The organism is Arthrobacter sp. 49Tsu3.1M3 (assembly GCF_900168135.1).
Taxonomy (GTDB): domain Bacteria; phylum Actinomycetota; class Actinomycetes; order Actinomycetales; family Micrococcaceae; genus Arthrobacter.
In genome coordinates this window covers 69,732-96,648 of sequence record NZ_FUZD01000014.1, presented here as the reverse complement: position 1 = coordinate 96,648, position 26,917 = coordinate 69,732, and the positions used below count along the sequence as shown (strand labels likewise).

23 protein-coding genes and 1 riboswitch are annotated in these 26,917 nt (G+C 67.2%); of the genes, 9 read left to right on the top strand and 14 right to left on the bottom strand.

Features of this window, described 5'->3' with window-relative positions:
- The first annotated feature begins 119 nt into the window (after positions 1-119).
- The 4 genes from B5X90_RS14815 to B5X90_RS14800 all read left to right on the top strand — a co-directional run bounded on the left by B5X90_RS14815 (position 120) and on the right by B5X90_RS14800 (position 6,191).
- Entirely contained in the window at positions 120-3,530 is a 3,411-nt protein-coding gene (locus B5X90_RS14815) for a choice-of-anchor D domain-containing protein (protein ID WP_179129158.1), read from the top strand.
- A 227-nt stretch (positions 3,531-3,757) separates the two neighbouring features.
- Positions 3,758-4,189 (top strand): nuclear transport factor 2 family protein, encoded by a 432-nt coding sequence (locus B5X90_RS14810; RefSeq protein ID WP_079554325.1) that lies wholly within the window; start codon positions 3,758-3,760, stop codon positions 4,187-4,189.
- A 212-nt stretch (positions 4,190-4,401) separates the two neighbouring features.
- Positions 4,402-5,373 carry a dienelactone hydrolase family protein gene (locus tag B5X90_RS14805; protein WP_079554323.1) on the top strand — a complete coding sequence of 324 codons (972 nt, stop codon included), beginning with the start codon at positions 4,402-4,404 and terminating at the stop codon, positions 5,371-5,373.
- A 44-nt stretch (positions 5,374-5,417) separates the two neighbouring features.
- Complete coding sequence (locus B5X90_RS14800) at positions 5,418-6,191, top strand: glycoside hydrolase family 16 protein (protein ID WP_256860260.1); 774 nt, start codon at positions 5,418-5,420, stop codon at positions 6,189-6,191.
- Positions 6,192-6,200: 9 nt separating this feature from the next.
- On the opposite strand, the gene B5X90_RS14795 is transcribed toward B5X90_RS14800, so the two are convergent.
- Positions 6,201-6,539 carry a hypothetical protein gene (locus B5X90_RS14795; protein ID WP_143264771.1) on the bottom strand — a complete coding sequence of 113 codons (339 nt, stop codon included), beginning with the start codon at positions 6,537-6,539 and terminating at the stop codon, positions 6,201-6,203.
- Between the two features lie 318 nt (positions 6,540-6,857).
- Between B5X90_RS14795 and B5X90_RS14790 the strand changes: the two genes are divergently transcribed.
- Positions 6,858-7,511, top strand: a complete 654-nt coding sequence (locus B5X90_RS14790) for an aspartate/glutamate racemase family protein (protein WP_079554317.1) — start codon at positions 6,858-6,860, stop codon at positions 7,509-7,511.
- Between the two features lie 91 nt (positions 7,512-7,602).
- On the opposite strand, the gene B5X90_RS14785 is transcribed toward B5X90_RS14790, so the two are convergent.
- From B5X90_RS14785 to B5X90_RS14775, 3 genes are all read right to left on the bottom strand, one after another.
- Positions 7,603-8,748: a glycoside hydrolase family 16 protein gene (locus tag B5X90_RS14785; protein ID WP_256860259.1), complete on the bottom strand. Its 1,146-nt coding sequence runs from the start codon at positions 8,746-8,748 to the stop codon at positions 7,603-7,605.
- A 269-nt stretch (positions 8,749-9,017) separates the two neighbouring features.
- The gene (locus B5X90_RS14780) at positions 9,018-9,815 is read right to left on the bottom strand and encodes an esterase/lipase family protein (RefSeq protein WP_079554315.1); all 798 of its coding nucleotides are present in this window, start codon (positions 9,813-9,815) and stop codon (positions 9,018-9,020) included.
- A gap of 327 nt (positions 9,816-10,142) precedes the next feature.
- Entirely contained in the window at positions 10,143-10,748 is a 606-nt protein-coding gene (locus B5X90_RS14775; RefSeq protein WP_079554313.1) for a hypothetical protein, read from the bottom strand.
- A 124-nt stretch (positions 10,749-10,872) separates the two neighbouring features.
- Between B5X90_RS14775 and B5X90_RS14770 the strand changes: the two genes are divergently transcribed.
- Positions 10,873-11,607, top strand: coding sequence for a DNA alkylation repair protein (locus B5X90_RS14770; RefSeq protein WP_079554310.1), 735 nt, complete (start codon positions 10,873-10,875; stop codon positions 11,605-11,607).
- Between the two features lie 58 nt (positions 11,608-11,665).
- Here B5X90_RS14770 and B5X90_RS14765 read toward each other — a convergent pair whose 3' ends face one another.
- Positions 11,666-12,871, bottom strand: a complete 1,206-nt coding sequence (locus tag B5X90_RS14765; RefSeq protein WP_079554308.1) for a cation:proton antiporter — start codon at positions 12,869-12,871, stop codon at positions 11,666-11,668.
- Entirely contained in the window at positions 12,868-13,146 is a 279-nt protein-coding gene (locus B5X90_RS14760) for a hypothetical protein (protein ID WP_079554306.1), read from the bottom strand. Before B5X90_RS14760 ends, B5X90_RS14765 begins: the two co-directional genes overlap by 4 nt.
- Positions 13,147-13,316: 170 nt before the next feature.
- Positions 13,317-13,518: riboswitch (cyclic di-AMP (ydaO/yuaA leader) on the top strand.
- Positions 13,519-13,525: 7 nt separating this feature from the next.
- On the opposite strand from B5X90_RS14760, the gene B5X90_RS14755 reads away from it, so the two are divergent.
- Positions 13,526-14,200 (top strand): hypothetical protein, encoded by a 675-nt coding sequence (locus tag B5X90_RS14755; RefSeq protein WP_079554304.1) that lies wholly within the window; start codon positions 13,526-13,528, stop codon positions 14,198-14,200.
- A gap of 145 nt (positions 14,201-14,345) precedes the next feature.
- Here the strand turns inward: B5X90_RS14755 and B5X90_RS14750 are convergent, their stop codons facing one another.
- From B5X90_RS14750 to B5X90_RS14730, 5 genes are all read right to left on the bottom strand, one after another.
- Positions 14,346-15,353 carry a sensor histidine kinase gene (locus tag B5X90_RS14750; RefSeq protein ID WP_079554302.1) on the bottom strand — a complete coding sequence of 336 codons (1,008 nt, stop codon included), beginning with the start codon at positions 15,351-15,353 and terminating at the stop codon, positions 14,346-14,348.
- Positions 15,346-16,023 (bottom strand): response regulator transcription factor, encoded by a 678-nt coding sequence (locus tag B5X90_RS14745; RefSeq protein WP_079554300.1) that lies wholly within the window; start codon positions 16,021-16,023, stop codon positions 15,346-15,348. The genes B5X90_RS14750 and B5X90_RS14745 overlap by 8 nt, the downstream gene beginning before the upstream one ends.
- A gap of 5 nt (positions 16,024-16,028) precedes the next feature.
- A complete protein-coding gene (locus B5X90_RS14740; protein WP_079554298.1) occupies positions 16,029-16,772 on the bottom strand; it encodes a DedA family protein in 744 nt (247 codons plus the stop codon).
- Between the two features lie 2 nt (positions 16,773-16,774).
- Entirely contained in the window at positions 16,775-17,599 is an 825-nt protein-coding gene (locus B5X90_RS14735) for a phosphatase PAP2 family protein (RefSeq protein ID WP_256860258.1), read from the bottom strand.
- A 138-nt stretch (positions 17,600-17,737) separates the two neighbouring features.
- Positions 17,738-18,295, bottom strand: a complete 558-nt coding sequence (locus B5X90_RS14730; protein WP_079554296.1) for a dihydrofolate reductase family protein — start codon at positions 18,293-18,295, stop codon at positions 17,738-17,740.
- Between the two features lie 150 nt (positions 18,296-18,445).
- Here B5X90_RS14730 and B5X90_RS21695 point away from each other — a divergent pair, with 150 nt between their 5' ends.
- On the top strand, positions 18,446-19,552 hold the full coding sequence (locus B5X90_RS21695) for a serine hydrolase (protein ID WP_256860257.1): 1,107 nt from the start codon (positions 18,446-18,448) through the stop codon (positions 19,550-19,552).
- A 27-nt stretch (positions 19,553-19,579) separates the two neighbouring features.
- Here the strand turns inward: B5X90_RS21695 and B5X90_RS14720 are convergent, their stop codons facing one another.
- The 3 genes from B5X90_RS14720 to B5X90_RS14710 are packed head-to-tail and all read right to left on the bottom strand — an operon-like array spanning position 19,580 to position 26,380.
- Positions 19,580-22,720 carry an efflux RND transporter permease subunit gene (locus B5X90_RS14720; protein WP_079554294.1) on the bottom strand — a complete coding sequence of 1,047 codons (3,141 nt, stop codon included), beginning with the start codon at positions 22,718-22,720 and terminating at the stop codon, positions 19,580-19,582.
- A 1-nt stretch (position 22,721) separates the two neighbouring features.
- On the bottom strand, positions 22,722-23,189 hold the full coding sequence (locus B5X90_RS14715; RefSeq protein WP_028276172.1) for a hypothetical protein: 468 nt from the start codon (positions 23,187-23,189) through the stop codon (positions 22,722-22,724).
- Complete coding sequence (locus B5X90_RS14710) at positions 23,186-26,380, bottom strand: efflux RND transporter permease subunit (RefSeq protein WP_256860256.1); 3,195 nt, start codon at positions 26,378-26,380, stop codon at positions 23,186-23,188. The genes B5X90_RS14715 and B5X90_RS14710 overlap by 4 nt, the downstream gene beginning before the upstream one ends.
- A gap of 293 nt (positions 26,381-26,673) precedes the next feature.
- On the opposite strand from B5X90_RS14710, the gene B5X90_RS14705 reads away from it, so the two are divergent.
- A complete protein-coding gene (locus B5X90_RS14705; protein ID WP_079554356.1) occupies positions 26,674-26,868 on the top strand; it encodes a DUF1918 domain-containing protein in 195 nt (64 codons plus the stop codon).
- Positions 26,869-26,917: the final 49 nt, after the last annotated feature.

Below are 26,917 nucleotides of genomic sequence, written 5' to 3'. Positions count from 1 at the left end.
CCGGGATCCACGCCGCCCAGCCCCGACGACGCGGGTCGTCCCGGGGCGCGTGGGCTGCCCTGCTGTCAGCAACGCTCACCCTCGCCGGCCTGTCCGTCGGTGGGACCGCCGTTGCGGACGTGGGGACCATCGCCCACGATTCGCTGCGGACAGGATGGGACCAGGACGAGGCCGGACTCTCGCCGTCGGCAGTCGCATCCTCGAATTTCGGCAAACTGTTCTCCGCAAAAGTGGACGGGCAGGTCTACGCCCAGCCACTCGTGGTTGGCACGACCGTGATAGCCGCGACGGAAAACAATGCTGTCTACGGGCTGGACAGCGCGACGGGCGCCGCCAAGTGGACGCGCAAACTCGGACCGTCTTGGCCGGCGTCGACAGTTCGCTGCAGTGACCTCACGCCCAACATCGGAATCACGTCCACCCCCGTTTACGACCCGGCTACGAAGAGTGTCTTCCTGCTGTCGAAGACCAACGACGGGGCGACAGCCCAGCTCCCGCACTGGTACATGCATTCCCTCGATGTGGCCACGGGGGCGGAGAAGCCCGGCTTCCCCGTCGTCATTGATGGCGCGCCGACGAACGACCCCAGCCGTCCGTTCAATGCCATGACCGCGATGCAGCGCCCCGGGCTGCTCCTCATGAACGGGGTCGTGTATGCGGGCTTTGCCAGCCACTGCGACTACACGCCGTTCGTCGGCTACGTCGTCGGCGTATCTACCGCGGGCCGGCAGACCACAATGTGGGCGACGGAATCCGGCAACGCCAACGCGGAGGGTGGGATCTGGCAATCTGGCGGAGGACTCGTGTCCGACGGTCCCGGTCAAATCCTGTTCACCACGGGAAACGGCATTTCACCCAATCCGGGCCCGGGAACGAAGCCGCCCACCACCCTGGCGGAGGCGGTGGTCCGGCTCCGGGTCGGCAGTGACGGCAACCTGAAAGCCACCGACTTCTTCAGCCCGGCCGACAACGCGAAACTGAACCGCAACGATGCCGACCTGGGGTCCGGCGCTCCCGTCGGGATCCCGGACGGCTACGGCACCGCAGCGCACCCGCACCTGATGGCCCAAATCGGCAAAGACGGCCACATGTACCTTCTGGACCGGGACAACCTGGGCGGCATGGCGCAGGGGCCCGGCGGAACCGACGCCGTCCTGGACAAGGCCGGTCCGTACAGCGGAGTGTGGGGAAAGCCCGCGTTTCTCGGGACAAGCACCGGTGGCTACCTCTATGTCGTCGAAAACAACGGGTTCCTTCGCGCGTTCAAGATCGTCCCTGGCGCTTCGGGCGGGGTCAGCCTCGCCGCCGTCGGGACCTCCGCCGGCACGTTCGGGTTCAGCTCCGGTTCGCCGGTGGTGACGTCCTCCGGCAAGGACGGGTCCTCCGCCCTGGTCTGGGTGGTCTATGTCAGCGGAGGCACCGGCGCCGGCGCCGAACTGCGCGCCTACCGCGCGATACCGGACAACACCGGGAACCTCAAGGAAGTGTTCAGCGCCCCCCTGGGCATAGGGGCCAAGTTCTCCTCGGTGGCCACTGATAAGGGCCGCGTCTACGTGGGAACCCGGGACGGGCAGGTCTTGGGTTTTGGCGCCCCGACAACATCAGCGGTAGGGGCGAAAAACACCGACCTCGGTAACGTCGCGGTGGGGAAGACCGTGACCGGGAACGTGACGATCACCGCGTCACGGGCGGTAACGGTGAGCTCCATCACAACGAGCGCCCCGTTCAAGATCGGAACCACGCTCACGCTGCCCCGGAACCTGGCCAAGGGCGCAAGCATGACGGTACCCGTAACCTTCTCGCCGGTCGTTCCGGGCCAGGCGGACGGCACCCTGACGGTCAAAACGGCCGACGGCGAGACCGATCTCCTCGGCCTCCACGGCGTCGGCACGAAGGAGGGCCTGGGCGCGACTCCGCCCACGGTGCAGTTCACCGACGTCCCGACAAAAACGATCAGCCGGCAGACCGTCAACATCGTCAACACCGGCACAACCGTCGCCAAGATCACCGGGGTCACGCTGCCGGCTAACGCACAGCTCCGCGCCGACCCCGCCACGGTTCCGTCTGTGGGGCAGACCATCCAGCCCCTCGCGTCGGTGGCAGTGTCCATGACGTTCAGTCCCACGTCAACGAATCCCGTGACCGATACGCTCGTCGTCACCAGTGACCGCGGGTCGGTAACCGTGAAGGTGACCGCGACCGCCGTCTCGGGCGCGGCGCACCTGCAGATGCCCCGCACCCTGGACTTTGGTGACGTCCCCGTGGGGACCTCCGCCACCAGGGCATTCCAGATCACGAACACCGGCAACGTACCGATGACGATCACCAAGGCGAAGGCGCCGTTGGGGGTCTTTTCAACCACCACTCCCATTGCCGAGGGATTGAAGATTCCTGCCGGCGAATCCGCATTCCAGAGCGTAACTTTCACGCCGACGGCCTTCGGGCAGGCGGGAACTTCCGAAACCTACTACCTGATCACGGCGGACGACGGTCAGGGCGCGTTGAAGGTGATGCTCACCGGGAAGGGCACCGACGACCCCATCGCTGCCTACGCGTGGAAGATTGGCGCGGGCGACCCGCGGTCGTCCCTTGGCCGGTCGCTGACTTTGGAGTATCCCGTTGCTGGAGGGAAGTGCCAGGACTATGTGAAAGGTGTGATCTGCTGGTCCCCGGCGACCGGGGCACATTCGGTACGTGGTGAGGTTTACAAACGCTACAAGGCTGCGGGGGCCGCCGCGGGTGCGCTCGGCTTCCCCACGACCGACGAGAAGGGCTCGACGGACGGAGTGGGAAGGTACAACCACTTCTCCGGGTCGGGCGGTTCCTCGATTTATTGGACCCCGACGACGGGGGCCCACTTTGTCCTCGGTGCGATCCGGGCCAAATGGACGGCGCTGGGCGCGGAGACCGGGGCCCTGGGGTATCCGATCACGGATGAGAAGCGCAGTCCGGACGGGGTGGGACGGTACAGTGACTTCTCCGGTTCGGGCGGGTCCTCGATTTACTGGTCGAAATCGACCCAGGCACACGCAATTGTGGGTGCGATCCGGGCCAAGTGGGCGGCCGTGGGCGCGGAGACGGGCCTGGGTTACCCGACCACAGACGAAAGACGCTCCTCTGACGGCGTGGGGCGGTACCAGCACTTTTCCGGCGGCGGTGGAAACTCGATTTTCTGGTCGCCGAAGACCGGGGCGCACTATGTGCTGGGTGCGATCCGGGCCAAGTGGGCGGCCGTGGGCTGGGAGACGGGCCTGGGTTACCCGACCACAGACGAGAGGGGCGCCGCTGATGGCGTGGGGCGGTACCAGCACTTTTCCGGCGGCGGTGGAAACTCGATTTTCTGGTCGCCGAGGTCCGGGGCGCACTATGTGCTGGGTGCGATCCGGGCGAGGTGGGCCTCCCTCGGCTGGGAGAGGAGCCGGCTGGGCTATCCGACCCGTGACGAGTACCCGGTTTCTGTCGGCCGGGCCTCGGACTTTCAACGGGGCCGCCTGACGTGGAATTCGAGCACCTATAAGGTCACGGGTTAGCGGGGGCTCGTCAAGTCAGATCCTCCCGGACCGATTGGCGTCCGGACCTTATCGGTCCGGACGCCGGTCGGTCCGGACCTGTTCCGTCCGACCTGAGTGGTCTGGAAGCGGGCGACGGCTGCGGCGTAAATTGAAGATGCGGGCCGGCCGGTCTCCGGCGGTGGTGCGGTCCAACGAACCTGCATATTGAATCCGAGCAGGAGCCCGCCAAGCTGAGGAGTGATCACATGAGCCAACTTATCCAGCGCCTGCTTGCTGCGTTCAACGACCACGATCTTGAGGCAGCGGCCGCGTTGTTCCATGAGTCGTACAAAAGCGTGCAACCGGTGCACCCGGCCAGGGCATTTGTGGGACGGGCGCAGATGCACGCGAACTGGGCAGCGATATTCGCTGGCGTTCCCGATTTTCACGCAGAATTGCTCCGCTCCGTGGACGACGGTAACAACACATGGAGCGAATGGACCTGGCTCGGCACCCGCACCGATGGGCGGTCCTTCGACATGCGCGGCGTAACGATTTTCGAGATCAAGGACGGCCTCATTACGAGCGGAAGACTCTACATGCAAGAGCTTGAACGAGGGGACGTGGGCATTGCAGAGGCAGTCCATACGCTAACGGGCCGCCGGCCGGACCGGCCCACGGGTGGTCGCGGGGACTGAAGCGGAGGGCCCCAGGCGGCTGAAGGAAGGCTGCGCGCGCGTCTGAGCGATTTGGCCTGGTGCCGGAGCTGGCGCCGCGTTGGGCCGCCGCCGTCGTCGTTGTTGGCAAGCTGGTAGTAGCCGGGCGCCGGGCAGCGGTGGCTGTGCGTGCAGGACCCTTGCCGGAAGTCTGACTTCGGAGGAGGATGATCGGCACACTGAGGAGGCCCGCCATGACCCAGCTCGGCAAGTTTGAGAAGTACCTGATTGAGGAATTCTTCGACGACTACCGCTCCGGCGCCATGAGCCAGTACACCTTCACGCGCCGGGTGGCGTTCATCACCGGCAGCATGGCGGCGGCCTCGGCAGCGATGCTCCTGGTGGGCTGCACGCCCGAGGAAGTTCCCCGCAGTACCGATCCTATGCCGACGCCGGCGTCGTCCGCGCCGGAGTCCGGCACCGCGTCCGCGTCCGCGGTGCCGGGGGCCAAAAGCCCGTTGTCCGTCCCGGAGGGGGCGGCTGGACTCACGACGGCGACCGTGCAATTCGCCTCGGGCGGCACCGACATCAGTGGCTATCTCGCACGGCCCGACCACGGGGGCGCCGGGCCGGCCGTGCTGGTCTGCCACGAGAACCGCGGGCTGACACCGCATATCCAGGATGTCGCGCGCCGCTTCGCCAAAGCCGGATACGCGGCACTGGCCCTGGACCTGCTGAGCCGGGAAGGCGGTACCGCGGGAATGGACCCGGATGCTGTCCCGGGAGCACTGACCCAGGCCGGGGCGCAGCGTCACGTCTCCGACTTCACGGCCGGCTTTGACTACCTGAACGCCCAGGACTTCGTTGATCACGGGCGGATCGCCATGAACGGCTTCTGCTTTGGTGGTGGCATCACGTGGCAGTCGGCGACGGCGATCCCGGGCTTGAAGGCGACCTCGGCGTTCTACGGACCCGCCCCTGACCTGGACAAAGTCTCAGCCATCAAGGCGGCCGTCTTTGGCGTCTACGCCGAACTGGACCAGCGGATCACCGGCGCCATGCCGGCGCTTCGGGATGCCTTGGCCAAGACTGATGTCCGGAACGAGCTCAAGATCTATCCCGGCGTGGACCACGCCTTCCACAATGACACCGGGCCGCGCTACAACCAGGAGCAGGCCACCGCCGCGTGGAACGACACGCTCGCCTGGTTTGGCAAGTACGTGTAAGCGACGGGGCCGCCGCAGATGTCTCCCGACCGGATAGAGGAACGATGACCGTAGGACGAACGACGGCGGCCCCGACCGCGGCGGGCGCGTTGACTCTTGGCGTGTATGGTCCCGCGCCGGGCATGGACCGGCCGGCCGAAGCCGCCACAGCCGTGACGCTCGACTCCGACGGGGCCCAGGCCGCCGTCGTCCACGGCTGGGGACCGGTGGTGGCGGGGGACGAATTCAGCTATTCAGGGCCGCCTGACCCCGCGAAATGGACGGTTTACGCGGGCCCGGGTCACGCGGGCAAGGGGATCCGGAGTCCGAATGCGCTTGCAGTGGGCGGCGGCGTCGTGACCCTCAGCGGCGACGCGGCAGGCACCACGGGCGGAATGTCCGCCAGGTTTGCCAATCAGCAGTACGGCCGCTGGGAGGCCAGGATGAAAACGAGTGCCCGGGATCTGCAATACCATCCGGTCCTGATCCTGTGGCCGAACAACAACAGCTCACCCACGTGTGCCGAAGTCGACTATGCGGAAGGCACTGCGAACACCACTCTGATTAGGTTCAACCTGCATCACGCCTGCAGCGGACCGGGCTTCCAGACCCGGGCGGCCCGGCCGCTCGACACGACGCAATGGCACAACTATGCAGTCGAGTGGACCCCCGCCGGAATTACCGGATACCTCGATGGGTCCTTGTGGTTTACGGACACGAACCCGGCACATCAGCCCACAGTGGGCATGCACCAAACAGTGCAACTGGACTGGTTTCCCAACGGCACGCCCACCAAACCCAGCCAGATGCAGGTCGACTGGGTCCGCGTTTACAAGTAAGCGCTGCGCTTACTCGCCCGAGGCAAATTCCGGCCGGAACGGGCCGTCAGCCTCCGACGTCCCTTCGCGGTGCCCGTCCAAAGCCTTCAACGCCGCAAGGTGCTCCAGCAGGGCCCGTTCCGGATGCCCGGGATGCGCAGCCAGCTGCTGGCGCAACAACTCCCGTGCGCGGGTTTGCTCCGGGGCAGTGTCGTCGAGGACGGCGTCAATGATTCTGGCGGCCTGATGTCGGATTCCGGCGGCAGATGCGGCATGTTCCGCACCGGATACCAGGTTCTCGGAATTCTGTTCTTCGAGGCGTCCTGGAGTGGACGACGGCTCCACCGACATGGCTGTTCCTTTGGTCATCGTTCCGGCTGAGTCCGGAACCGGCCTGCCGCCTTCCCCCAATCCCGGGTACTGTACCCGGGTCCTAAGACGGGCCACCGTGACAAACCTACAACGACGCCGGGCCGCCAACCCCACACGGGAGCGAAGTTTTCGCCAAGTTTCAGGCATACGGCATAAGGCACAAGGCACAAGGCGGCTGGCCGCGAAATGCTAGCGGCCGCCGGCGCCACGGGGCGTATCCGCTGCAGTGCTTGTGTTGGTCATCTGCCCGAAAAGACGCGGAAATACTCGCCGGGTAGCCTCGCAGCAACGAATCCGTTCGAAAGGTAGTGCGTCATGCGTGTTGGACTGATCCGGGTGATGACGACGTCGGACCGACGCCTGCTCCACGCCCACGGGAAACTCCTCCAGGAAGCATTCGGCTTTACCGTCACATCCCGCTGCATTCCCGACCAGCCGTCCGGCGTCTACGACCAGGCGTCGCTTGAATCTGCGGCACCGAAAGTTGTCCGGCTGGCGAGGGACATGGCGAGGGACGCCGACGCCCTGATTATCAGCTGCGCGTCCGATCCCGGGCTGGCCGCCACCCGGGCAGCCGTGGAAATCCCGGTCATCGGGGCGGGCTCCGCAGCGGCGGCCGCGGCTCTTACTTTCGGCGGCCGGATTGGAGTTCTGGGTCTCGGCGCACACGTACCGGGCCCGATCTCGGAGGCACTGGGCGAACGCATGCTGCTCATTGACGGGGCCGGGCACGTTGAAACGCCCGATGAGTTCCTCATGCCGGCGGGGATCTTCGATGCCCTCGCCGCAGCCCACATGCTGGTTGATGCCGGCGCCGACGTCATTGTCCAGGCCAGCACTGGCCTGAGCAGCATCGGCATGGCGGACGTGCTCCGCCGCCGGCTCGGGGTTCCGGTGATCGACGCCGTGACGGCGGCCGGTTCAATGCTGGTCTCAGCGGTAGCCGCCCGGGAACTTCAAGGGGTTTGAGTCCTGCCGCCAGCAGCGGCGCGCCATCGGCCAACACCGAGGCAGCCCCGCGCCGCAGTGCGGGGCGGGGCTGCCTGGTGATTTGCCGGTCCTACTTGTAGACGCGGACCCAGTCGACCTGCATCTGGGAAGGCTTGGTGGCCGACCCGTCGGGGAACCAGTCCAGCTGCAGTGTCTGGTGCATGCCCACGGAGGGCAGGTGCGCCGTGTTCGTGTCGGAGAAGGTCTTCACGCCGTCGATGTAGCCGGTGATACCGGCCGGGGTCCACTCCACAGCGTAGTTGTGCCACTGGGTGGTGTCGATCGTCTTGGCCGCCGTGGTCTGGAAGTTCGAGCCGCCGGAGGCATAGTGCAGGAAGAACTTGATCTGTGCAGTGTTGGTGCTGCCCTCGGCGTAGTCGATCTCGGCGCAGTTGGGGGAGGTGTTGTTGTTGGGCCACAGGATCAGCACGGGGTGGTACTTCGGGTCCCGGGCGCTGGTCCGCATGCGCGTCTCCCACTTGCCGTATTTCTGCTGGGCAAATTTGGCCGACATGCCGCCCGTGGTGCCGGCCGAGTCGCCGCTGACGGTGGCCACGCCATTGGCAACCGACCACGCCTGCGGGCTCCTGACACCCTTGCCGGCATGGCCGGATCCCTTGAAGACACTCCACTTGGTGGAGTCGGGGGCGCCGGCCTCGGAAAACTCGTCACCCGCGACAACCGCACCCCAACCCCGTGCCGTGGCGGCCTGGGAACCGTCGCCGGTCGCGGCGACGGCGGCCTGCGCAGCGACGGGCGCCGTTGCTGCCGTCGGTGCCGGAGCGGCTGCCGCGTGGGTGCCGGCCGCTTGGGCGCCAACTGCCGGAGCGGCCGGCGCGGCGGCCCGTGCAGGTGCCGAATCGGCTCCGGGAGCCGCAGGTGCACCGGCGGTGCCGGTGGCAGGCTTGGGGGCCGAGGGGGCCGCCGGCTTCGGCGCTGCGGCCACCGAGGCCGTGGCCTTCGCGGCAGGACGCGCGGCCTGGGTTGCCGCCGACGACGTGGAGTCCGCAGCAGAATGCGCGGTCCCGGTGGCCGGGGAAACGGCTGCGGCGCCCGTCGTGGGACCGGCGCTGCAGCCGGTCAGGGACAGTGCGCCCAGGCTCAGCGCAATCGCTACTTTGTTCAGCTGTGATGCCGTGGAGCGTGCCTTCGGCCGTGCATCTTTGAACGTTGATTTATTGAACGTTGATTTATCGAACAGCGGTTTCTTGAACAACGGACCCCTCCGGGCTTTTGTGGCTGGCACGCACAACCGACGCTGCCAGGGCGGCGGATAATGCGGGAAGTTTCATCCGGCCCCTGCCGCGAAGCATGGCCGAGCAGACGCCGAACGGCGCAACGGGGCCCTGCAAAAGGGGCGGTCCGGGGCCCTGCATTCGGGCCGGGCCTCACGGCCAGCCGCCAACGTTACCGGACCGTTACCTCAGCCCGCAAACCTCCCGGATGCGTGACGTGCCGCGTGCCGCCTCCGCCCGGGGTGCCGCGCTACACGCAGCTGGGCTGATAAGCCGGATTGCCCGGGCGGCCGGCCGGCTGACCAAGGGCGTCGGACACGAGACGCTGGGTGACGGGGTCGTTGGGCGCCTGGTCGTGGTCAATCACGTCTGCCGGGCACTTGTCCTGGATGGTGATATTGGTGACCTGCCGGGCCGGGCCGGCGAGGAACTGGCTGGGGTAGGGCGTCACCACCTCGTCGTGCGTCGTGGAGATCACCGTGTAGGCCGGACCAGGAACCGTGTCGCCAATGGAGTTCAGCTCGGTGAGGAATGGTGAACCTGCCTGCTGGTCGGCGCAGGCCTGGCAATTCGACCCTCCCACTGAGGTGGCCGGCGGAACGGCGTCCGGTGCCGGCGTGATGAGCCCGCGGGTTCCGTGGTTGGACGGGGCGATGCCCACAAGGTGGTTCACCTTGTCCGCGCCTCCAAGGAATCCGAGGTAATAGCGCGGCATCATGCCGCCTTGGCTGTGGCCCACGAGATCGACTTTCCTGGCACCCGTCGAGGCCAGTACCTTGTCGACAAACGGGGCGAGCTGACGGGCTGAGTCTGCTACCGGGCCCGTGGCGTCGACGCCGTTGGTCGCACCGTAGTTCAGCGCGAAAATGCAGTAGCCCTGGGTTTTTAGCGCGGGCGACATCGTTGCCCAGTTCTTCGCCATGTTCTCGAAGGTTCCCGGCACCAGGATCACCGGGTACGGGTGGGCTGCCGAGGGCTTGCAGGTCCAGTCATTCGCCCCTGGTGGCGAAACGTCTACGGTGTCGGCCTGGGCCGCCGGTACCCCCATCAGGGAGGCGCCAAGCAGCGTCAGGGTCGTAGCTGCCAGGGTTGCGAGTGCTGCGGGCGTTTTCGGGTATGGCACGGATTACCTCTTCAGTTGGACCCGTCAGCTGGGACGGTCTGTGGGAATGGAAGTGAGGTAGGGGATCAGCCCCCGCTGTGATCCGACTCACGTCTCTCAATTCACGCTAGGGAAGGTGCTCCGCGGATCGCTCCGACATGCACGTTTGTGCAGGCCTTTTTCGACTTGAGCCGTGACGGTTGGGTTGCGTGGGGAGACGGCTGCACAATTGTGCAGGTTCGGGCGTGCCGCCCGCCGTTGCCTCCGGGACCCTCACTCTCCGGGCGGAAAATCGTAGGAGGCCGGGATTGTCGCCGGCGCGGTGCCGTAGGACAGGACGATCTCGTCGTGCGCCTTGAACGGGAGGTCCCGGATCCAGGCGTCGGACTTCCGGCCGTTCACGTAAACGGTCCATCCGTCCAGTGAACCCCCACCGGCGCCGGCGGCGCCGCTGCCACCGAGGACGCCCCACTCCGTCAGGAGCTGCCCGAGCGTGAAGACCTGGCCGGCGGTGGGGGACTCGATGTGGACCACGCCTGTGGTGTCGTGGGTGTGCAGTGCTGAGATGCCGTTGGCCCTGTTGTCAGCTCCCGTGGTGATGCCGATATTGGCCGGCACCGCGATGGGCTTGCCGTCCTTCAGCACGTCCAGATGTGCGTGATAGTGGTCCACGTTGCCCTCCGCCGTCAGCACCGTGAGGCCCGCTTGGGCGATCCGGCCGGGCGCCCCCGTGATGTCTAAAGCAAAATCAGCGGCGGGTGCCGCGGATGCCGCAGGCGAGTCAGGCGACGGTGGGGTAGATGGCGCCGGGGCAGAGCAGCCCGCCACCCCCAGCGTCATGGCGGAAAGTGCGATGGCGAGTGTCAGCTTGGTGTGCATGGTTGTGTAAACCGCTTTCGATCGGAGGCCTGCCTGCTCAGTCTAGGCAGATGGTCCGGGCCCACGCTCAGGACGGCATCGCACCGCGTTTCCACCGCGAGCCGAGAGGGGAAAGAATGGACAGGTGAGTGATGCCGGCGAATTCATCGACCTCTCGCTGCAGCGCGAAGCTTCCTGGCGCCGCGCTGAGCAGCTGCAGGCGCGGCTGGAAACGGAGCCGGCGGGCAGCGGCCTCCGGTACTACGGCACGTCCGTGGGCGCCGTGCGCGGCACGGTCCGGGATGCCGGCCGCCGCTATCCCGGACTGTCCCGCGATGAGGTCACTGCGCTGAGTTCCGAACTGTGGGGCACCGGGCCGGGAGGCTCCGGGAATGGAGGCTCAGGGCTGGGAGGATTCGACGTGGGGGCCGCGCCGGTTTTCGAGCGCCGGCTGGCCGCCGTCGTCCTGCTGCAGGCCAACGTGAAGCTGCTGACCAACTCCGACCTCACCCGGCTGGAGGGCTTCATCCGGCAGGCGCGGGTGCGGGACCTTGTGGATCCGCTCGCCGTCGACGTCGTCGGGCCCCTGGTGGACGGACTGGATGTTCTGGCCAGGGTGCGGGCCGACAGCGTCCTGGACCGGTGGGTGCGAGAGCCCGATGCCTGGCTGCGCCGGGCCGCGCTGCTCTCGCCGATGCTGGCGCTGCGCGCGGGCGCGGGGGACTGGGACAGGTTCGTCCGGCACGCCAACGCGGTGCTCGGCGAGCCTGGCGGGACGTTCGACGCCGACGGCACAGCTGTCCGGGACGCCGTCTCCCTTGTCCTGGCAGAGATGGCCAAGCGGAGGCCGGAGCTGCAATTCACGTCCGTTGGAGCATGACGATCCGAACCTTCGCCGCCGGCCCGGCCTTGGTCAAGGCACTTAGACGTTCGGACAGTCAGGCCTTCGGACCCCCCGGATCGCCCTGCCCGACAGCGCTGCCGGAATTTCCGGACTTGCCGCCGGCATTTGCCGGGAGCGCGAAAGTCCTGGCCGCCCGTGACCCGGCGACGGCGCTCGCGGCTATGGTGACCAGCGCACCCACCAGCAGGGCCGCGGCCTCGCCTGGGAGCAGGACCTGAAGCTGCGTTCCGATGCTCGCCGCAGCCACCGGTACGCCAAGCTGGGCCGCCGACAACACCCCCAGCGACAGCGGGAGTCCCAGGAAAGCCAGGTCGGCGTGCGCCAGCAGGGCCCCGGCCCCCAGCACCAGGCCGAGGGCCATCATGTCCGGGTGCCCGGCCAGGTCCCTGAGCGTCAGCGATGCACCCAGCCACACGAAGAAGAGCGGACCCAGGAAGCCGTCGCTGAGCGCGAACAGTTGCCGGGCCAGCCGCCGCGGTTCGCCGACCGCAGCCATCACCAGCCCGAAAGAAAAGCCTGCCATCATCACAGACACATTGCTCCACGTCGCGACACCGGCCAGGGTGAAGAGCACGGCCAGCTGGATCCGTAGCTCCAGGGCAAACTTGCGGCTTTCCGAGAGCCGGTGCACGCGCCGACGGACGCCCCGGCGCTCCAGCCAGCGCAAGCCGAAGAAGAGCACCACTGCGCACCCGGTCACCGCGAGGACACCCCGCGCCGCCTGGACTGCGTGGGGCGGATCCACCAGGAGCGGCAACGCCACAATGCAGGCTGTGTCGGCTATTGCCACCTGCGCTGTCATGGCGACGACATCCGGGCCGCCGAGGCGCAGGGAATCGACGATTGGAAGCACCAGTGCGGCCGACGAGGACGCCAGCAGCACGACGTAGAGGGGGGCATGTCCAGTCCCGAACATCAGTCCGACGCCGGTTCCGACCACCACCGCAGCCGCTGCGGCCACCATCGCCCGGCGGGAGCCCTTGCCGAGAGCGCCACGGATGTTCGGATCCCGCACGGGAACGTGGGTGCCTGCCACGAACATCATCAGCGCAAACCCGATATTGGCCAGCAGGGTGAACGTCGGGTCCGCGGGGTCCACCAGGGCCAGGCCTGAACGCCCGATCGCGATGCCGGCCAGCAGCTCACCCAGCATGACAGGCAAGTGCCAGCGCGCCGGCAGGGCCAGCAGGGGGCCAGCCAGGGCGATGACGGCGATCAGCGCCAGGGACAGGAAGGTCACGGTTCGCGGCGCCCGGCCGGCGCCGGGCCGGACCGCCGTTCCACCACCGCGTAGGCTTTCCCGTCCAGGAAGGCCCAGTCGTTGACGACCATGTACCCGAGCGCGTCCACCCGGTCATTGAGGATGTGCTCGTCGAAACCCCCGTCGCGCGGTTCCGCGTCCCATGTGCTCACGTGGACGTCCCCGCCGTCCAGGATCAGCAGCTCGGTGTTGACGTCGAAATCCTCTTGGGGCTGAGTGCTCAACTGGCAGATGGCGACACACTGGCTGTTCATTTCGGGCCTCCGCTTCCGGTGGTGCTGATGGCATCATCCTATGTTCGGAACCGGCGCCGCCCTATGGGCAAATAGCGGCCCGGGATCATGGCCCCGTTACCTGAATGTGACTTTCGGGTGCGGTTCGCGCTACGGTTGATGAGTGCCTGTTGTCTCCGATACGGGCGCTCCCCAGCCGATTGCCTAACTCTGCCGCGGCCCGGGGGTAACTCGCATCAACGTCCGGCAGAGACGGGGAAACCACTTTTGATCTGCTGATATGCAGGTCTTGGGGTGAAGCCGCACAGTGCCCGCAACGACGGGCCCGGAGTGCGGCCGGGTGCCTCCCATCCGAATCCGACAGCTCACCTCGCAGGCATTGGGAGAGGCTACATCTTTCATGACTTCAGTCAATACTTTTGCGCGCCATGCCGCCGTCCTCGCCGCCGCATCCGGCCTGGTCCTGACCAGCGGAATGGCCGCCAACGCGGCCACCGCCCCCGTGCAGCGTGACTCTGCTCCGGCGTCGAACGTCGACGTCACCGGACAGGTCAGTGCCCCCGTCAGCGCCGATTCAAGCGTCAAGATCAGCTTCGAGCGCCCCGCCGTGGATTCTGTTGCCGCGCCGGTCATCGAACAGCCCGTCGCGCCGGCTCCGGCTCCCGCTGCAGCCCCGGCGGCAGCGCCCAAGGCTCCGGCCAAGCCCGTCATCCAGGTGCAGGCCGCTCCGGCAGCAGCGCCGGCCGCGGCGCCCGCGGGCGGACGCAACGCCATCATGCTCTCGGCCGCCTACAGCCAGGTGGGCATCACCCAGGACTGCACTGCCATGGTGGAAAAGGCCCTTGGCGCCGCGGGTAAGCCCGTTGGCGACATCGGTCCCCGCGCGTTCCTCGGCCTTGGAACCGTTGTGGCGACACCGCAGCCCGGTGACATGGTGGTCCAGTCCGGCCACGTCGGCATCTACGCCGGCAACGGCCAAGTGGTCAGTGGCGGCATGAACGGCAAGAACCAGACCATGGTTCACCCGCTGTCCTGGCTGACCGCGACCGGCGGAGTGACGTTCGTCCGCGCCTAAGCCGCACGGCCCCGGCCCGGGGCCAGACAGTCCGGAAAGACCGGCGGTCGAGTTCCCTTGGGGGCAACTCGACCGCCGGTCTTTCCTGTCTCCGCATTCGGGGGTCCGGGATCCCGATGGCATATCTTTCCCCGGCGCAGGGTCCTCAGGGATTCCCGCTGCCCATGAGCGGAAGTGTCAACTTCATGACGGTTCCCTCGTCGCCCGTCGCGGCCACCTCGACGGTGCCCCCGGCCGCGACGGCAATCTCCCGGACCAAGGCCAGGCCGATGCCAAAGCTCCGCTGTCCCCGTGAGGTGCCGGTGCCGGCCGTCCGCACGAACCGGTCAAAGATCCGGGCCTGATCGACGCCGGTGATTCCGGTCCCGGAGTCCGCCACCGTGATCACGGCGCGCTTCTGCTCGATTGAGGTCATGATGGACACGCGGCCGCCCGGAGGCGTGTGGGCCAGCGCGTTGTCCGCCAGGGCGAGCACGGCACGCCGCAGTGCATTCTTCTCGATCCGGGCCAGCGGCCGGGCCGCGGCAGAGAAGTCCAGACGCACCTGGCGCTGCTCTGCCACCTGCTGGAGGCTGCCGGCGACGCCGGCGGCAGCGTCGGCGAGGTCGGCAGGGGGCGCGGAGCGGTCCGGGGCCTCCGCGGTTGCCGCGAGGAGCAGTTCGTTGACGATCCCTGTCAGCGTCGCGGCGTCCTCCCGGATCTGGGCCAGGTCCTGGCTTTGCCTGGAGCCGGGCACGGTGTTGCGCTGGGCCAGCTGGATCCTGGTGTCCAGGATGGTCAATGGCGTACGCAATTCGTGGCTGGCGTCCTGGACGAAACGCCGCTCCCTTGCGAGGGCATCACTGAGGGGACGAATGGCGCTGCGCGCGCTGAGCCACCCGACGATGCCTGCCAGCAGTATTCCCGCCACCCCGGCGATGATCATGGCTTCGAGGACATCCTTGGAATCCAGGTAGGTGAAGGCCGTCCCCGCCGCCGCCGAGCCCGGCACTTCAGGATGGGCCAGTTGGTTCGTGAGGTACAGAGCCGTGGCGGCGAGCAGCCCGAGAACCATGACCGCGCACGCAGCACTGATCCGCACCGCGACCTTGAGGGAAGCCTTGCGCAGGATGGAGTGGTCCGGATTTTCGCCGGCAGGCCGGCCGTCACTCATGCGCGTCGCCGATCTGGTATCCGAGGCCGTGCACCGTGCGGATCACGGCTTTGGAGATCTTTCGGCGCAGGTGATGAACATAGGTATCGATCACGCCGGGCTGCTCCGAGGCGTGGAAGCACGCCGCGAGGAGCTCATCCCGGGTGAAGACGCGGTCCGGTTCCGCGGCCAGGGCTGCCAGCAGCTGGCCTTCCTTTGCGGTCAGCGACACCGTTCGCCCGTAGACGGAACGGACGGAGCGCTGCGTTGGGTCAAGTTCCCATTCCCCGATCGCCACCGGTGCCGGGGCCGGGGGCGTGAAAGTCCGCGTCAGTGCGCGCAGGCGTGCTGCCAGTTCGCCGGCGTCGAACGGCTTGGTCACGTAATCGTTGGCGCCGGCGTCCAGGCCCCTGACTTTTTCGTCGGCATCGCCCAGCGCGGTCAGGATCAGGATGGGCGTGGCAATGCCTTTCGACCGCAAAGCCGTGATGAGGGCGATGCCGTCCATAGCGGGCAACCCGCGGTCCACCACCATGACGTCCCAGCTCCCGGTCAGCCCCTGGTGGAGGCCATCGTGGCCGTTGGTGACCAGCTGGACCCGGTAGGCCGGGTCCAGGAGCTCGGCGATGAGCGGTCCCAGGACGGCGTCGTCCTCGACGAGCAGCAGGGACGGAAGGTCAGCGGAGGTCATGTCAGCTATTCTTCCGCGGCCATTTCCTCAGCCCGCAGTGCGGCCCCGGGTTCTTCTGCCGTGTCGCCGGCGGCTTTGGCTGCGGGTGCGGCTGCGCCGCCGGAGTTCCGGCGGCGTTTGAGGAGCTGGACCACCCCCGGCACGACGGAGACGAGCACCATGGCCACGACGATGGCGTCGATATTCCTGGCGATGATGTCAAAGTGCCCCAGCCAGGTGCCAAGCATCGTCACGGAGGCCGCCCACGCGACGGCGCCGGTGATATTCCACAGGGTGAAGGACTTGTAGTCATAGCGCGCGGTTCCGGCGGTCAGCGGAGCAAACGTCCTGACCATGGGGACGAAGCGGGCCAGCACGACGGCGGCCCCGCCGTGGCGCCGGAAGAAGTCCTCCGTGGCGGTCAGGTGGGCTGTCTTCAGGATCCGGGCGTCGTCCTTGAACCATCGCCGGCCAAAGGTCCGTCCGAGCATGTAGCCGACCTGGTCCCCGGCGACCGCGGCCGCGGTGACGACGCCGATCAGCACGGGCAACGTCAGTTGCAGCTGCTGGTGCAGAAGGCCTGCGGTGAACAACAGGGAGTCGCCGGGCAGGAAGGGAAAGAGCACGCCCGACTCGATGAAGACCATCGCCGCGATCACACCCAGGGCGGCCGGGCCCAACCCGGCGAGCAGGCTTGCCGGGTCCAGCAGGGACAGTGTCCCGGTGGCGTGGACGGCCGGAAGGGCGGCAAAAACGTCCAGGGCGGCCATTCTCATTTCTCCTCCGCGCCTTTCTCCTCGGCGCCCAGCGGCCGGCTGCCCGAACGGGCACGAATCCGCTCCGCTGTCCGCGGCGCGAGAAGGTTCCACAGACCCGCGACCAGCACCACGGCCGCGCTCGAGGCCAGGAACGACGCCGCGACATCCGTGGGGTAGTGGACGCCGATGTACAGCCGTGACCAGGCTACGACGAGGGCCATCACCGCCGCCGCGACGGCCGTGATCTTGGCCCAGCGGGTTCCTCGAGCGAGGAAGTACAGTGCGAATCCCAGTGCCACCGCAAAGGACACGTGGCCGCTCGGGAAGCTGTTGGAACCCGTTTCCGGAGCCAGGGGATCGAACAGCAGGGCAGGGCTGGGCCGCTGGCGGGCCACGAGGAGCTTGAAGAATTCACTCGCCACCCAGCCCGATGATGCCACGAGGCCGGAAGCAACCGCCTTGGCCAGACCGCCGCCGAACACCCAGATGTACAGCGCCGCGGCGCCGATCAGCGCGAGGCCCGCCACCGGGCCGAACACGACATTCAGCGCCATCGCGACGGCGGTCAGGACGGCGGCGTGGTGCTGGCTCAGGTCCTGATCGACCCCGAGCTCGGCGGCACTGAAACCGGGTGTCAGCTGCGCCGCCAGGCCCAATGCCACGACGACGCCGGACAGCAGGACGCCCAGCACCAACCAGTGGCGGGCCTGGGGGAGTTCCCACAGCCGCGGACCCGCGGCGGGGCGCACGGCGCCGGGACGGCTTGGTGCTCCACTTCGGCTGAGTGCTCCAGCACCGCCGAGTGGCGCATCGCTCTTAACAGGGGCAGGTCCAGTCATGGGATCCTCCGGCTCGGGACAAGGGCGCCCGGACAGGCGACGACTCCAACTCTTCCGCCAACCGTTTAAGAAACGCTTAAGAAAGTGACGCGACGCCGGCTGCAGCGGGGTGCCGCACGCCCGGCTGCGCCGTGCCGGCTACGCGGCGTAGCGCAACAACGTTACCCCGTTGCCGAAGGCGCGCGTCTCCAGCAGCCGGAGCTGGGCTTCGCTGTCCGCAGCCTTGAACAGCGGGCGGCCCCGTCCGATCAGGACCGGATGGACATACAGCCAGTATTCGTCGATCAGCCCGAGCCGCCGGAAAGTGTCGGCCAGTTCTGCCCCGCCGAGGGCCAGGTCCCCGCCCGGCAGCTCTTTCAGGGCCAGCACTTCTTCCGGCACCACATCCCGGACCACGGTGGTGTTCCAGGCGGCGGATGTCAGCGTCCGGGAGTAGACGATCTTGGGCATGTCCCGCCAGATCCGGGCGAACTCGGCCATCACTGCGGCGGCTGCCGGGTCCTGGTCCGCGGAGGGCCAGAACCCTTCCATCAGCTCGTACGTGACCCGGCCGTCAAGGAAGGCACCCATGGTGCTGAGCTGTTGGTTGAAATGGCGGTGCAGCTCGTCGTCGACCATGTGCCAGCTGATGTCGCGGTCCGGGCCCTCGAAGAATCCGTCGAGGGACATCTGCATGGCCAGGATGATTTTGCGCATCTCCACTCCTTACGTTTTCACCAGCGTACGCCGCCGTTTCGGATGGCAGACCCACCTTTTCCCGGAGACGTACCCTTGCGCGGGAAGCCGCCAGCGGGAAGAATGCTGGAAGTCTATGGCCCCAACCCGGTCAGTCACCTTCGGGGAAAAATGATGCCTGCGAACGATTCGAACAACAGCACGGGGCCGCTCCGTAAGCCTGAGCCGGCGCCGCGCCACTACCGCTCCGGCGGGCACCGGGCCAACGACGGATCCAAGCCCGGTCCGCGGTCCCTCGCCCGGCGTGAGGGGAGGATCCGGCGACAGAATCTGACGGCGGCCGCCGTCGCGCTGGCCCTTGTGGCTGCCGGCGTCTATGCCGGCGTCCAGGCGGCGCTACCGGTTGACCCGCCGGCCGCTGCGGCGACGCCGACGGAGCCGGCCGCAGATGCCGGCCGGTCCGTTCCGCCGGCATCTGACCTGCCCGCAACTGCCTCGCCCGGGACTGCTTCGCCCGCGGCGGGCGCCGTCTCGGCGGCCGCCGGGAAGCCCGCTGAGGTAGCCGCCGTGCCTGCCGTCGCGGTCCCGGCCATTGACCCGGAACTGGACAGCCAGATCAACGAGATCATCGCGGCCAACAGTGCCTATGCCCTGGGGGTGTCCTTGATCGATGTCTCCGACGGCGTGGTCCACGGCTATGGGGCCCAGGATAAGTTTGTGGCCGCCAGCACGGCAAAGATCCTGGCCGCGTCGGCGTATTACCACCTCGTTGAGACCGGCCGCGCCTCGCTGACCGCCCCCATGGGCAACTCGACGGCCGGCACCCAGATCCGCCGGATGGTCCAGCAGAGCAACAACGATTCGTGGGCGCTGATCCTGCGGGCGGTCGGCCAGCGGGGCATCACGGATTACGCCGCCTCGATCGGAATCACCTACGACCGCACGGTCAACCTGCTGACTCCCGCAGAAATGGCCAGGACCCTCCAGCTGCTCTACACGGGGCAGCTGCTCAATGCCCGCAACAGCGCCCAGCTCCTGTCCTATATGCAGAACACCAACTTTGAAACACTGATCCCGCCGGCGGTTCCGCCCGGGGTAGGGGTTCACCACAAGTACGGGCTGCTGTTCGGAAACCTGCATGACGCGGCCGTCCTGGACAAGGACGGCCGGGCCTTTGTGTTCGTCGTGTACACCCGCGGCAGGAATTACTCCGATATGGGCCCCCGCACCCAGATCATTCAGCAGCTCACCCGGACCGTGACCGCCGCGTTGTTCTGACGCCGGCCCGCTGTTAGACGGCCACCTTTAGACGGCCACCGGCCCGGCGGCAGCGCGTTCCCTGTCCCGGGTCTTCCTGGACTTGGCGAACCGGAGATAGAGCGAGGGCACGATGAACAGGTTGAGCAGGGTGGACGTGACCAGGCCGCCCAGGATAACCACGGCCATGGGGTGTTCAATTTCGTGGCCCGGGATGTTGCCCATGACCACCAGGGGTACCAGGGCAAGCCCGGTGGCCAGGGTGGTCATGAGGATGGGCGAGAGCCGCTCCGCTGCCCCGCGCATCACCAGGTCGCGGCCGAAGGTTTGGCCTTCATAGGTTTCCAGATGCTGGCAGTGGTTGATCAGCAGGATGCCGTTGCGCGCGGCGATCCCCATCACCGTGAGGAAGCCGACGAGGGACCCGAGGGACAGGACGCCGCCGGTCAGGTAGGCGGCTATGACCCCGCCCACCAGGGCTACCGGCAGCGTCAGGAGCGACAGGACAGCCAGCCGCCAGCTGCGGAAGGACGCCTGCAGCAGCAGCAGGATCAGGACAAGTGCCGCCGCGGAGTAGATCATCAGGCGGTTGGTTGCCGCCTCGCGTTCGGTGTATTCGCCGAGCAGTTGCACGCTGTAGCCGGTGGGGAGGTCAAGGCTCTCCAGCCGCGATTTCAACTCACCGACCACCGTTCCCATGTCCGCGCCGTTGGCCAGGAAGGATCCCACCTCGACGCGGCGGGATCCGTTGGTGCGGTCGATCTGGTTCGGCGTCGCCTGCAGGCTCACGTCCGCGACGTCGGCGAGGCGAACCCGCGCTCCGCTGGGCGTATCGATGGGGAGATCCTCGATGCTGGTGACGGAGGAGCGGGTGGCCGGGGTGCTCCAGACCTGGACGTCGTAGGCCCGGCCGTCCCGGAAGACGTCGCCGACCTCCTCGCCTGCCACGAGTGTCGCGGCCGCGCGCCGGACATCGCCCGGTTTGAGGCCGTACTTCTGCGCCGCGGCCAGGTCAACCGTCACGGCAATCTGGGGGACTTCCACCTCAAGGGACACATGCGGGTCCTCGGTGCCCTCGATCGAGTCCATGATGGTCTTGACCCGTTGCGCCTGTTCCCGGAGCACATTGAGGTCGTCTCCGTAGACCCGGACCAGGATGGGTTCGCTGGCGCCGGTGATGACCTCTTCAATCCGCTCCTTCAGATAGGTCTGGACGTCGCGGTGCAGCCCCGGGTAGCCGTTGACCACTTCCTCCACGGCGGCCACGGTCGCGTCGTAGTCGGCGTGGCGGTCGATGCTGATCCAGTGTTCGCCGGCATTGACACCGACGATCTCGTCCGCGGCGAATGCCTGCCCGATGTGTGTGCCGCAGTTCAGGACGCCGGGGACCTTGAGGAACTCCTCACAGCCGCGCTGGGAAATCCTGAATTCTTCGGCGGCAGACGTTCCCGGTTCGGAGATCCAGTGCATCAGGAAGTCCCGTTCCTTGAACGTGGGGAACAGGGACGAACCCATCAGGGGAGCGAGGACCAGGCCCACCACCGCCAGCACGCCAAAGCCCGCGTAGCCGAACCGGGGCCGGTTCATGGCCTTGGACAGGGCGGCGTGGTAGCCGCGTTTGAGCACACGGACCAGCGGCGCGTCGCGTTCTTCCAGTTTGGCGTTGCCCAGCAGAATCAGGGCAAGAGCCGGCGTCACTGTCAGCGCCACGAACATCGAGGCCAGGACAGCCAGGGTGTAGGAGACGGCCAGCGGCCGGAAGAAGACGCCGGTCAGACCGTCCAGGAAGAAGATCGGTACGGCGGCGACCACAATGATCAGGGTCGCGTAAACGATCGGGCTGCGCATCTCCAGGGAGGCCTTCAAGACCACCGATGCCGCAGATTCGTCGCTGCCCCGGGCGCGTCGCTGCCGCAGGCGGCGCATGATGTTCTCGACGTCGATGATCGCGTCATCTACCACGACGCCCACCGCAATGACCAGCCCCGCCAGGACCATCGTGTTGATGGAGCTGGACGTGAAGTAAAGCACCAGTGCGGCTGTGAGCAGGGACAACGGAATGGCGATGATGCTGATCAGGGCCGTGCGCCACTGGAAGAGGAACGCGACGAGGATCATGACCACCAGCAGGCAGCCCAGCAGCAGCGCGATGCTGAGGTTGGAGATCGCCTCCTCGACGAAGCTGGCGGGCCGGAAGATCGTGGTGTCGAAGTTGATGCCGCTCAGGCCCGGCTGCAGCTCGTGGAGGGCTTCCTCCACGCCTTTGGTCACGTCCAGGGTGTTGCCCCAGGGCAGCTTCTCGACGATCAGCATGAGCCCGTGGCCGTTGTTGATCACGGCGTCACCAATCAGCGGCTGATGGTCCTCGACAACCTGGGCAACGTCGCCCAGGTGCAGCGCCACGCCGTCCTTTTCCCGAATCGTCACCTGGGCCAGATCCTCGGGCGTCTGGATCGGCTGGACGTGGCGGACGCCCATCCGCTGGGTCGGACTGTCAATGAAGCCGCCGGTGCCGATGAAGCGTCCGGGCGAGTACTTCAGCAGCCCGGCGTCGAGGGCGCCGGCGGTAACTTCCATGACCTGGTTGAGGGAGACGTTCTGGGCCTTGAGCTTGTCAGGCTCCACCTGGACCTGGAGCATCTGGAGCCGCTCGCCCCAGATGGCCACGTTGGCCACCCCGGGGACCCGCAGCAGACGGGCCCGGATGGTCCAGTAGGACAGCATGGACATTTCAATGAGCGAATGTTCCGACGACGTCATCCCGATCTTCATCACGCGGCTGGTCGCGGACAGCGGCTGCAGCATCACCGGCGGGGCCGCCCACGTCGGCAGCGCCGCGGTCACCGACGCCATCCGTTCCGACACGAGCTGACGGGCGTTGAGCAGGTCAGTGCCCTGGTGGAAGAGCAGCACGATCGAAGACAGCTGGGGCACGGACTTGGACCGTATCTCGTCCAGGCCCGGCATCCCGCTCACCGCGGCCTCGATCGGCACACTGACGAGCTCTTCGACTTCCTGGGCGGTCAACCCGAGGCATGCGGTCTGGATTTCGACTCGCGGCGGGGCGAATTCCGGGAAGACATCCACGGAGGCGGCGCCCAGCTGCAGGGAACCGAGCAGCATCACGGCGCACGCGAGGGCGACAACAACCGTCTTGAAACGGAGGCTGATCCCGATGAGCCAGCGCATGTCACTCGGCCGTATCGAATTCGGTGCCGAGAAGTTCTTCGGCACCTGTCGTGACGACGACGGTCCCTGCCGGCGGCCCGTCCGTCAGGACGGCGACGTCGCCGTTGATGCGCTGGACTGTGATCGCTTGGCGGACGTAGACCCGGGGCTCAGGGTTGGTATAGACCCATGCCTTGCCCGAGCTGTCATACAGGATGGCCCCATAGGGGGCGGTGAGCTTCCCGGTCTTGGGATCCACAGCAATCACCGCTGTCGCGATCCCAACCCGTTCGACGGCGTGATCGGTGAGGGTGAGCCGGTGAAGATCCGTGCCCGGGACTTCAGCGATCGCCGCCGGTTCGCCTTCGGACGGTGCGGCCTCCGGTGCCTGGGCGCAGCCTGTAGCGGAGAGCGCCGTGAACGCCGTCACGATCAGCGCAGTGATGAAAACCGCGACCTTGTTGCCCCGCGGCGAAGGTGTGGAGTTCATGACGCATCCCGGCTTTCAGTTGGTGCAGCGGTGCCCTGGCGCGCCGGCGCGCCGGGTGCTTGCTGCGGCTCGAACCGAAGCAGCACAGCAGGCACGACAAACAGGGTGAAAAAGGTTGTTGTCAGCAGGCCGCCCCAGATGATCACGGCCAGCGGCAGGATAATTTCCGCTCCGACGACGCCGCCCAGCAGGACCAGGGGCAACAGCACCAGGGCCGTAATCACGGTGGACATCAGGACGGGTCCGAGCCTCTCCCTGCTTCCGCGGACCACCAGCGCGGGCCAGGGTGCCTCAGCGTCGGTTGCCCGCAGGTCCCGTACGTGGCCTGCCAGCAGGAGGGCGCCGCGGACCGCGATACCGAGGACAGCGGCGAAGGCGACCAGGGCGACCAGGGCGTTGACGCCTCCGGTGGCCTGGGCGGCCAGCACGCCGCCGGACACTGCCAGGATCAGGCCCAGGAAGAGCGGGGCGGCGAGCCGCCAACTCCCCGTCGCCGTTTGCAGCAGCACCAGGATGCCGGCTGCGGCGACTGCCGCGAGCAGCCAGAGCCACTGGTAATTGCTTTGCTGCTGGGCGTACTGGGTGAGGATCTCGGCGTGGTAGGACATCGGGAACTGCATCTGCTGCAGGGCCGCGTTGATGTCACGCTGGATGTCTCCCAGCGGGCGCCCCTGGATGTCGGCCTTCACGTCAATGCGGCGCGAGGTGTCATCGTGCAGGATCACGGATTCGTTCCCCACCATGGTCACCTGTGCGACGTCGCCGAGGCGGGCGTGCCCGCCGTTGGGGGTGTCGATGATCAGGTTGCGGACGCTGTCCAGGCTGCTGCGGGTGGCCGCGGCGCCCTTGACGATGACGGAGAAGACTTTCTGCTGTTCGTAGAGGTTGCCGACTTCAATGCCCTGCAGGAGGGCGGCTGCCGCGCGTCGGACGTCGCCGGGGACGACGCCGGCCTTTTGGGCTGCGGCGAGGTCCACCTTGACTTCGGCGATGGGCTGTTCGGCGGGCAGATCGACGTGGGCATTAGCCACCCCGGCCGTGTGCTCCAGGATTGTTTGGACCTCCGCCGCCTTCTGCCGCAGGATCGCCGGGTCGAGTCCGAAGACCCGGACGGCAAAGCCGCTGTCGGCTTCTTCCCGGATCTGGTCGATCCGTTCCTGCGGATAGGTGGAGACTTTGCTGGTCAGGCCCGCATAGCCCGCGATCACGCGGTCGACGGCGGCGGCCGTGTCGGCGTAAGACGCGTCGGGGGCAACGGTCACCCACAGCTCGCCGGAGCTGACGTCGCCGACCTGATCGGAGGTGATTGCGCGCCCGATGTGTCCGCCCACGTTGGCCACGCCGGGCACCGTGCGAAGTTCGTCGGCTGCCGACTCGGTGATCCGGCTCATTTCCTGGTCCGAGGTTCCGGCGATCGCGCTCCAGTGCACCACCAGGGTTTTGTCCGCGAGGACGGGCACCACGGGATGGGTTCCGGCCAACTGGGGTGCGAGTGCCAGTCCGGCCAGCGCCACAACGGCGGCGGCGGCGAACACCCACCGGGTTTTGCCTGCCAGGCGCTTCACGTGGCCGCCGTAGGCGCCTTCAAGCCGCCTGAGGGACCGCCGCTCCGGGGCCTTGGAACCCGCGGGGAGGACGAACGCGAGGGCGGCCGTGACGGTGAGGGCGACGATCATCGAGACAACCAAGGCGATCAGGTAGCTCTGCACCAAGGGTCCGAACAGGGCGCCGTTCTCACCCGGGATGAACAGCACGGGCGTGAGGGCCAACGCCATGATCAGCAGTGAGTAGAGCATTGGCGTGCGGGCTGCCCGCAGGGCGCCCGGGATCACCGAATCACGTGGCTGCCTATCCTGTGACGGCGTAGACTCCGTCCCGCCGTCGGCCGTTTCGCGGCGGGACCTGGCCTCGGCCCTTCGTGCCCGGGCGATGCCGCTGAGGTCTTCCGCGACGTCTCCGACGATGACCGCCAGTGCCAGCACCAGGCCGGCCAGGACCATGGTGTTCATCCCGGTGCCGCGCCAGTCGAGCACCAGCGCCGCCGCGGTCAGCGACACCGGGATCGTGATCAGGCTGATCAAGGCGGTGCGCCAGGAACGGAAGAACGCCCCAAACAGGGCGACAATGAGCAGCAGCGTCACGAGCAGGGCGGCGCCGAGCGTCCCGATTTCTTCGTCGATAAAGGACGCCTGCCGGTAGACGCTGGTATCTATCGCGACCCCGGGCAGGCCGGGCTGGAGTGCGTGCAGGGCCTCGTCAACGCCCCGGGTCACCTCCATCGTGTTGGTCTCCGGGAATTTCTCGATGACGAGCAACAACTCGGCTTCCTTGCTCAGCAGGGCGTCGCCGATCAGCGGCTGGTGGTCTGTGGACACCGTGGCCACATCTTTGAGCAGGAGATTGCCGGGCGCACCCTGGACGGGGACCTGGCCCAGGTCCTCCGGCGTGGTGATCGGCAGGACATGCTGGACACCGATCCGCTGGTGGCCCGTCTCGAAGAAGCCGCCGGTGCCGGGTGTGGACGCCTCCAGGTAGCTCAGGGGCGAGACCCACACGGAGTTGCCGGTCGTCTTGATGATTTCGTCCAGCGTGACACCCTTGGCTTCGAGCTGCGCCGGATCCACCAGGACTTGGAGCTGCTGGTCGCGCTGGCCCCAGATCGCCACGTTGGCGACGCCTGGCACGGCCAGGAGCCCGGGTTTCATGGTCCAGCGGGCCAGGACTGACATGTCGATGGCCGACATGTTCTTGGAGGTCAGCCGGATCATCATGACCCGGCTGGTCGAGGACAGCGGTTGCATCAGCACGGGCGCCGCCGAAACGTTGGGCAGTGCGCGTGCCTGCGTCAACCGTTCCGAGACCAGCTGGCGTGCGCGCAGGAGGTCGGTCCCCGGCTTGAACACCATCTGGATCGAGGACAGGCCCGGGACGGATTTGGACCTGATGGCCTCCACCCAGGCGACCCCGTTCAACAGGTCGGCTTCCATGGGTGAGGTAATGAGCTGCTCAACCTCGGCGGCCGACAGTCCCAGGGCTTCGGTCTGGATCTCCACCTGGGGCGGGGCAAATTCCGGGAAGGCGTCCACGGACATGCCCGGCAGGCTGGTGAGCCCGAAAGCCAGGATTCCCGCGGCGGCTGCCAGGACCAGGAGCCTGAACTGCAGCGTCCAGCGCACGATTGCCCGCATCATGGCCGGTACCCCGCAGGCCCCGCAAGGTTGCCTGGACCAGCGGAACTAAAGCCGCTCCGGCGTCGTCGGTAGCGTGTGCCGCCGGGATGGTACGGGGGAAGCGGGCCGTGCAGCGGCCCTGCCGCGCAAGCGGTTTCTGGGAGGACGATGCTTACTGCTGTTCCTGATTGGCCAACTGCACATATTTTATTCACGGCGAGGCTCCTCAACCGATAGCCATAGCGCCCCCCAGCCGTCAAGAGCAATAATGATCTTCGGGCACACAGGCGTCAATAGAGATACAGGTGATCGCCATGAAAGCAGTCGCAGGGGACCGCATCGTCATCCGGGGGACCACGGTCGAATCCACGGACCGGCACGGTCAGATCCTTGAAGTGAGGGGAGCCGACGGTGCGCCGCCGTACCTCGTCAGGTTTGACGACGGACACGAGACGATCATGTTCCCCGGTGGTGATTTCGTCGTCGAACGGCCCGGGACCGGGCCCTGAGAGCGTGGCCCCCGGTAGTGCGGCCCGGGAAATCGGCCCTAGAAACTTG